Source organism: Halogeometricum sp. CBA1124, assembly GCF_009741955.1.
Taxonomy (GTDB): Archaea; Halobacteriota; Halobacteria; order Halobacteriales; family Haloferacaceae; genus Halogeometricum; species Halogeometricum rufum.
The window spans coordinates 1-6,944 of the sequence record NZ_WPCD01000189.1 but is presented as its reverse complement, the minus strand read 5'-3'; the positions used below and the strand labels follow the sequence as shown (position 1 = coordinate 6,944).

General features: G+C 64.5%; 6 protein-coding genes and 2 pseudogenes. 4 read left to right on the top strand and 4 right to left on the bottom strand.

Features of this window, described 5'->3' with window-relative positions:
- A pseudogene (locus GJ632_RS17480) lies at positions 1 to 526 on the top strand (phosphatase PAP2 family protein); the annotation flags it as partial.
- A 68-nt stretch (positions 527 to 594) separates the two neighbouring features.
- On the opposite strand, the gene glnA reads toward GJ632_RS17480, so the two are convergent.
- A complete protein-coding gene (gene glnA / locus GJ632_RS17475; protein ID WP_191453621.1) occupies positions 595 to 1,971 on the bottom strand; it encodes a type I glutamate--ammonia ligase in 1,377 nt (458 codons plus the stop codon).
- Between the two features lie 127 nt (positions 1,972 to 2,098).
- Between glnA and lrp the strand changes: the two genes are divergently transcribed.
- Positions 2,099 to 2,557: an HTH-type transcriptional regulator Lrp gene (gene lrp / locus GJ632_RS17470; protein ID WP_089804091.1), complete on the top strand. Its 459-nt coding sequence runs from the start codon at positions 2,099 to 2,101 to the stop codon at positions 2,555 to 2,557.
- Positions 2,558 to 2,692: 135 nt separating this feature from the next.
- On the opposite strand, the gene GJ632_RS22390 is transcribed toward lrp, so the two are convergent.
- Both GJ632_RS22390 and GJ632_RS17465 read right to left on the bottom strand, forming a co-directional pair.
- Positions 2,693 to 2,845 carry a hypothetical protein gene (locus GJ632_RS22390; protein ID WP_177232503.1) on the bottom strand — a complete coding sequence of 51 codons (153 nt, stop codon included), beginning with the start codon at positions 2,843 to 2,845 and terminating at the stop codon, positions 2,693 to 2,695.
- Between the two features lie 149 nt (positions 2,846 to 2,994).
- A pseudogene (locus tag GJ632_RS17465) lies at positions 2,995 to 4,079 on the bottom strand (aminopeptidase).
- 183 nt (positions 4,080 to 4,262) lie between these two features.
- On the opposite strand from GJ632_RS17465, the gene GJ632_RS17460 reads away from it, so the two are divergent.
- On the top strand, positions 4,263 to 4,805 hold the full coding sequence (locus tag GJ632_RS17460) for a DoxX family protein (RefSeq protein WP_089804095.1): 543 nt from the start codon (positions 4,263 to 4,265) through the stop codon (positions 4,803 to 4,805).
- Between the two features lie 662 nt (positions 4,806 to 5,467).
- The gene (locus GJ632_RS17455) at positions 5,468 to 6,424 is read left to right on the top strand and encodes a surface glycoprotein (protein WP_191453620.1); all 957 of its coding nucleotides are present in this window, start codon (positions 5,468 to 5,470) and stop codon (positions 6,422 to 6,424) included.
- 15 nt (positions 6,425 to 6,439) lie between these two features.
- Here GJ632_RS17455 and GJ632_RS22385 read toward each other — a convergent pair.
- Positions 6,440 to 6,944 (bottom strand): hypothetical protein (locus GJ632_RS22385; RefSeq protein ID WP_197428066.1); only part of this gene is annotated, 505 nt, incomplete at its 5' end.

The window sequence follows — 6,944 nt, the reverse complement described above, 5'->3', positions numbered from 1 at the left end:
CCCTCCTCGCCGACGCGGGCCGCCGCCGCGTCCGACTGGGTGTCGCCGCCGCCGTCGTCTCGTCGTCGCCCTCTCCCGCGTCGTCATCGGCGTCCACTACCTCGCGGACGTGGTCGCGGGCGTCGCCGTCGCGACTGCCTTCCTCGCCGTCGTCTTCGCCGCCGGGCCGGGCCTCCGCCGGACCGCCGTCCCCTCTGACCGCGCCGTCGTCGCCTGCTTCCTCGGCGGCGGTGCCCTCACCGCTGCCGCCGCCGTCACGAACCCCATCGAGAGCGAGGTGCTCCTCGGACTCGGGACGGCCGCCGCCGGCGCAGTCGTCTGGTCGCGCCTCGGCGGCGCCCTCGACGGCGACGACGCCTCACCCCGGTCGCTGGTCGTCGGCGCCGTCGCGGTTCCCCTCCCGTTGGCCGTGATGGTCGCCGTCGTCGAACTGTCGCTCGGGTCCGTCGCTCTCGTCACCGCGGGGGCCGGCGGCGGCGCCGCGTTGCTGTCGCTCCCCGCCGCGGTGTCGTCACTGCTCGACTGAGAACGGGAGACAAAAGACGGAGACGGGGGAGAGAGCGGAGGAGCGACCGACGGCGGCCCGGGGCCGCCTCAGAACTTCTCGAGGTACCGGTCGAGTTCCCACTGCGAGACGTCGATGCGGAACTCGTCGTACTCCTGCGTCTTCGCCTCGACGAACTTCTCGTAGACGTGTTCGCCGAGTGCGTCCTGCACGACTTCGTCCTCCTGCAGGGCGTCGACCGCTTCGCCGAGGTTCGACGGGAGCGTGGTGATGCCGTACTCCTCGCGCTTCTCCTCGTCGAACTCGTAGATGTTCTCGCGGACCGGGTCGGGCGCTTCGAGGCCCTGCTCGACGCCGTCGAGGCCCGCGTGGATGAGCGCGGCGAAGGCGAGGTACGGGTTGCAGGACGGGTCGGGGAAGCGAGCCTCGATACGGCTGGCCGCGGGGACGCGCGCCGCCGGCTTCCGGATGAGGGCCGAGCGGTTGCGGTCGGACCACGCGACGTAGACGGGCGCTTCGTAGCCGGGGACCAGACGCTTGTAGGAGTTCACCGTCGGGTTCGTCACGGCCGAGAGCGCCGGGGCGTGTTCGAGGATGCCCGCGAGGAACGAGTGGGCCGTCTCCGAGAGGTTGAACTCGTCGTCCTCGTCGTGGAACGCGTTCTCGCCGTCCTCGGTGAACAGCGACAGGTGCGTGTGCATGCCGGACCCGTTGATGCGCGGGATGGGCTTGGGCATGAACGTCGCGTGCAGGTCGTGTTGCGCGGCGATGGCGCGGACGACGGTACGGAACGTCCCCACGTTGTCGGCCGTCGTGAGGGCGTCGTCGTACTCGAAGTTGATCTCGTGTTGCCCCTGTGCGACCTCGTGGTGGCTGGCCTCTATCTCGAAGCCCATCCGTTCGAGGCCGTAGATGATGTCACGGCGCACGTCGGAGGCGAGGTCCTTCGGCGCGAGGTCGAAGTAGCCGCCGGCGTCGTTCGTCTTCGTCGTCGCGCGACCCTCCTCGTCCTCCTCGAACAGGAAGAACTCGGGTTCGGGCGCGGCGTTTATCTCGTAGCCCATCTCCTCGGCGCGGGCGATGGCCTGCTTCAGGATGTACCGCGGGTCGCCCTCGAACGGTTCGCCCGTCGTGGTGTTGATCACGTCGCAGATGAGGCGCGCGGACCGGCCGTCGCGCCACGGGAGAATCGCGAACGTCTCGGGGTCGGGCTTGAGGCGCATGTCGGACTCCTGGATGCGCACGAAGCCCTCGATGGAGGACCCGTCGAAGTAGATTCCTTCGGTAAATGCCTTCTCGGCCTGCGTCGCGGGAACGGCGACGTTCTTTACGGTGCCGAGAATGTCGGTGAACTGGAGGCGGAGGAAGTCGACTTCCTTCTCCTCGATTTCGTCGACGACGCGCTGTGCTTCCGCCGAGAGACCGCCATCGGCTACAACGTCAGAGTGAGCGTTTTCGTCCGTCATCTTCCTGGACAGGAGTTTCTGACAACAGCCACCATTAAGATGTTATCGCTTAGTGCAACTCGTGACTGTCTGTGGGAGAACTGGATATTCGTAAAATTCTAATGCCCCGAGTGAGTGGGTCGCTTTGATGACGTACGAAAACCTCGATGCAAAACTCATCAACGCACTCCTCGGCGACGGGCGCGCGAGTCTTCGAAGCCTCGCAGAGGAACTCGACGTGTCGGTCACGACAGTCTCGAACCACCTCCGCGACCTGGAAGACGAAGGCGTCATCGAGGGGTACACCCCGCGCGTGAACTACGACGCCCTCGGCTACGACGTCACGGCCGTCATCCAACTCAAGGTCGAGGGGAGCGCACTTCCCGAGATTACGGACCGACTCCGCGAACAGAAGCAGATGATCTCCGTCTACGAGGTGACGGGCGACTACGACATCATCGCCATCGGCAAGTTCACCGACACCGACGGGATGAACGACCAGATAAAGCAACTGCTGACGGACGCGGACATCCGCGAGTCCAACACGAGCGTCGTCCTCAACGCCGTCGTGGAGAACCAGCAGTTCGACCTCGACATCGAAGAGTAGCCGAGCGATACGACTAGTCGGCCGACCCTTCTCTCGGAACACGACCCGTCGAGTGACGACGCCGGCGAACGACCGTCGCCCCCCGGCGACGACGTTCCCACAGACGCCCCCCACGGGCGTCGACGTCGTGTCTCCTCAGACGAAGCGATTCGCCACGTCTTCGATGTCTGTTTGACAGTACGGGCACCGGTAACGCGTGTCGAATCCATCCCGCCGAGTCGTCGTCTTCGCCTCCAACTCGTGCATCCCCACGTCTCGACCGCACTCGGTACAGAGTACCTTCGGCATCGTCTGTTGGTACCCCAATCATCCGTGATAAATCACACGGTAGTTGTGAACGTCTCTCAATCTTAGATACTCGGCGCTCCGGCCGCGAACGCCCCAGTTCCACCCGTCGCTCGCTTCGCCCACCCGAACGCAGGCGAACGTCCGCCTCGCTACTCGAAGTCGTCTTCGAACACGAACGTCCCGTCTCGCTGGACGACTTCGCCGTCCACCTCGACGACGGAGTCCTCCGACATGTCCAGAATCATGTCCACGTGTTCCGCGCTGTCGTTCACCTCGTTCTCCTCGCCCACCGTCTCGGGGTACGCCGACCCGACGGCCATGTGGACGGTGTCGCCCATCTTCTCGTCGAACAGCATGTTGTAGGTGAACTGGTCGATGGCGCGGTTCATCCCGATGCCCAACTCGCCGAGGTAGCGCGCGCCCTCGTCGGTGTCGAACACGCCGTCCAGCACTTCCTCGTTGCGTTCGGCGCTGTAGGACTCGACGCGTCCGTCCTCGAACCGCACGCGGACGTCCGATATCTCCCGGCCCTGCCGGTAGAGGGGCATGTCGAAGTGAACCTCGCCCTCGACGCTGTCGCGCACGGGCGCGGTGAAGACTTCGCCGCCGGGGAGGTTCTTCTCGCCCTTGTCGTTCAGGGTGGTGTTGCCCGCGACGCTCATCGTCACGTCCGTCTCGTCGCCGGCGACGACGCGCACCTCGTCGGCGTCGTCGAGAATCTCGACCATCTGCTGTTGGAACTCGTACTGCTCGTCCCAGTCGAGGTTGACGGCGTCCCAGACGAAGTTCTGGTAGCGTCGGTGCTCATGCCGGCGAGTTGGGCGTTGCCCGACGTGGGGAACTGCGTGAGACACCACTCCTTCGAGAGGCGTTCCTGCAGGACGGGTTGCATCGCCCGGCGGTAGGCGGCGTTCGTGTCCGGGTCCACGTCTGCCGTCTCCGAGGCGTTCACGTCGCCGCGAACCGCGACGAACACGTCCATCTCCTCGTACATCGCGAGGAGGTGGTCCGGCGTCTCGAACTCGCCGTCGTGGTTCCGGAGGAACGCGCGAGAGGCGCGGGAACTGCTGTTCAGATAGACGGGGTTCGCCCCGCGTTCCGCACACTCCTCGTGGAGGGCGACGACCAACTCCTCCGCCGCGGCGGGAGCGGTGACGACGACGTTGTCACCCTCGCCGATGTCGGCGGAGTGGTCCGCGACGACCTGCGCGTGTTCACGGATACGTGGGTCCATAGGCTACCCTCATCCGTCGGAACCAAACCCCTTTCGCACCGGCCGTCGGTCGTGCACGGCTCGCGCATCTCCAACGAACGAGGTCTCTGAGCCTCGTCCGTATCGTTTCTACCGGTTTGAGAACGACGCCCTCTTTATATCGTCTCTTCCTCCGACTGTCCAGATGTAAGAGGTAGTACGATAATGAGCACTCCCACCACCACCACGACTCGCAGCACCTACGACGAACTCCTCAACTTCGACCTGCAGGGGACCCTCGCCGGGTACTGGCTGGTCGCCCTTCGCCTGATAACCGGCTACTGGTTCCTCCACGCCGGATGGACCAAGTTCGGCTTCGTCTCGGGCGAAGCGTTCGACGCCACCGGCTACCTCCTCCACGGCACCGGCGGCAGCCCCATCCACGGCTTCTTCGCGTGGGCCGCGTCGATGCCGTGGCTGATGTCGTTCACGAACTTCATGATTCCCGCGGGCGAGTTCCTCATCGGACTCGGACTGATCGTCGGCGGTCTCGTCCGACTGGCCTCGTTCTTCGGGGCCGTCCTGATGGTGTTCTTCTACCTGGGGAACGCCGACTGGGCGCACGGACTGGTCAACGGTGACCTGTTCGGACTGGTCCTGTTCGTGACCCTCGCGACGTTCGGCGCGGGCCGCATCCTCGGCCTCGACGCCTACCTCGAGAAACTCGACTTCGCGAAGTCGCGGGCCGCGAAGTTCATCCTCGGTTGAACCGCCCCCGCTCGACTGTTTCCCTTTTCGCCGCTTCCTTCGCCCCGACACGGACCCGCTTCACCGACGCTTCGAGCCGATTCGAGCGTTCGACGGCGGCAGCCGCGACCCGAGCGTCGACGGAGACGAGTGGCTCCGACGGGTCGACGTCTCCGAGAAGGTAGTGGGCGGAGCGGTCTCCATGCGCCCGCGCCCGCGAACGACAAGTATGCCTACGACCGATCGCTCGGCCCACCGCACGTCGTGCGGTCGGTCGAGCGAAGACGTGCAGACGCTACTGTGCCGCTTCGAGAGTCGAGCCGGAGTGTGGGGCTCCTTCTCGATCCCCCGTATCTGCCTTGCACTCCATCCATGGGAGGCGTATCGACGTGCCATACACTCCTAATTAAGAATTTCCTTCTCGCTAACCAGACCGCGCTCCCGCCGGTCGGGTCGACACCGGCACTCCGCACGGCGACGCGAGTCGACCGACTCGAACACGTAGTCATTGTCTCCCACGATAGTGTAATCGAAAAATGAAGTTCACAAAGTATTTAATGTGCTGAATGATAGTTTGCGGTACCCCTACCCCACGACGACACATCGGTGAGTAAGCCCTCCCTCTCTCTCCACAACGAGGTGAGTCGGACCAAAGCCTCTGTCGTCACTATCCAACCAAATACATGACAAGCAACACGAAGCAACTCCGCGCAGTGTTCCTCGCGGCGCTGATGGTGCTGTCGGTCTTCGCCGGCACCGTCGCGTTCGCAGGGTCCGCTGCTGCCGTCGATTCGGGGACGGTCGACAACTTCGACCCCGACAACCTCGACGAGGGCACGCAGCAGACACACACGTTCAACGTATCGTATGCGAACTACGACGGTGGTGACGGTACCGACACCGTCGACATCAACCTGCCGAGCTCCGTGACCGTCGACTCCTACGACGTCGCGGTCTACAACGAGAGTAACAGCTCGAACATCGCGACGGCGTCCGGCTCCTCGCCCGGCACGACGGACCTCTCCGTCGACTTCGGTCAGGCGACGACCGGCTCCAACAACGCGACCATCTGGGTCAACGGCACGGTGACCATCACCGCGCCCTCGGTCGACGAGGACACCGACGCTAACGTCTGGTTCAACGTCTCTGACGCCACCGACGGTATGGTGAACAAGAGCCAGACGGTCACCATCAACGACCTCGGCGCGACGAGCGAGAACCCGCGCTACCTCGAGAGCGTCCACTGGGACAACTTCTCGTCCGACAACAACGCGCAGCTCGAAATCGCGTTCAGTGAGCCCGTCACTGGCGTGAACAACATCCAGCTGTACGTCGACGAGAAGCCGATGGGCGCGCTCGGTTCCGCGGACGTCAGCGACAACGGTCGCTACGTCTGGAACCTGAGCGAGGTCTACACCGGTGACGTCGAAGTCAAGATTCCCGCGAGCGTCGAGGACCTGCAGTCCAACGACGTCTCGAACACGGGTAACAAGACGGTCGACGTCGCACCCGTGACGGTCAAGTCCGGTGACGTGAACGCCTACAAGGGCTCCAGCGTCGCCGTCGCGCGGACGCGCCCGACACCGACATCGAAGTCGAGCGGGCGACGACGAGGACTTCACCTACTTCCAGTCCGGTAGCACCGGCCAGAACAGTCAGGTGTACGTCTTCGGTACGCAGAACCGCGACGTGGGCCAGTACAACGTCAGCGTCGACGGGACTGCTGACGTCGCAGAGATCACGTCCGTGACCTCGGTCTGGAAGTCAGCGTCGACGACCTGAACGTCACGAACGAGGACGTCATCGAGGGCACGGTCTCCGCGAACGCGGGTAACCGTCCCATCGAGGTCGAACTGCTCGACTCCGACGAGGACACGGTCGCCACCATCGGTGCTGACCTCACGGGTCAGGCCGAGTACGACTACGAGTTCAACGCGTCCGACCTCGACCTCGACGAGGACAACTACACGGTGCTGGCGACGGACAACCAGTCCGGCGTCGAAGCCGAGTCCTCCTCCATCGTCGTCAGCGACGCCGGTGAGGGCCGCGCCGACATCGGCGGCTCCGGCATCATCACCGACGAGCGCGGTGACGTCGTGAACATCACCATCACGCTGCAGAACACCGACTACGCGACCCTGACGCTCGGGTCCTCGGACG

Excerpts from the sequence above, each read along its gene's own strand:
- GJ632_RS22390 (WP_177232503.1), bottom strand. The coding sequence starts at position 2,845 with ATGCCGAAGGTACTCTGTACCGAGTGCGGTCGAGACGTGGGGATGCAC.
- GJ632_RS17455 (WP_191453620.1), top strand. The coding sequence starts at position 5,468 with ATGACAAGCAACACGAAGCAACTCCGCGCAGTGTTCCTCGCGGCGCTG.
- glnA (WP_191453621.1), bottom strand. The coding sequence starts at position 1,971 with ATGACGGACGAAAACGCTCACTCTGACGTTGTAGCCGATGGCGGTCTC.
- GJ632_RS17460 (WP_089804095.1), top strand. The coding sequence starts at position 4,263 with ATGAGCACTCCCACCACCACCACGACTCGCAGCACCTACGACGAACTC.
- lrp (WP_089804091.1), top strand. The coding sequence starts at position 2,099 with ATGACGTACGAAAACCTCGATGCAAAACTCATCAACGCACTCCTCGGC.